Source organism: Idiomarina sp. UBA4206 (assembly GCF_002383015.1).
Taxonomy (GTDB): domain Bacteria; phylum Pseudomonadota; class Gammaproteobacteria; order Enterobacterales; family Alteromonadaceae; genus Idiomarina; species Idiomarina abyssalis.
Genome location: NZ_DFTS01000019.1, coordinates 73,632 through 73,843, shown reverse-complemented (window position 1 = coordinate 73,843; position 212 = coordinate 73,632). Strand labels below are relative to the sequence as shown.

General features: G+C 55.2%; 1 pseudogene. It reads left to right on the top strand.

What is annotated here, in order from left to right:
• Positions 1-212: pseudogene (locus B3180_RS04295) on the top strand (MFS transporter permease); the annotation flags it as partial.

The window sequence follows — 212 nt, the reverse complement described above, 5'->3', positions numbered from 1 at the left end:
CTGGGTTGCCGGTAGTATCGGTCAGGCACTATCCCTGTTGGCCATGTTGTTTGCAGTAGCGACCTTAGATGGCGATATGCTGGGCTGGTCGGTCGTTATCCTGCTGGCGCTGTTCAGTTTGTCACGAGGTATTTGTTCGGTGGCCAACAAAGATGTGACGGGAAAAACGGTGTCTAAAACCCGCAGAGGGCGCATGTCGGGTGTCGCGGCTT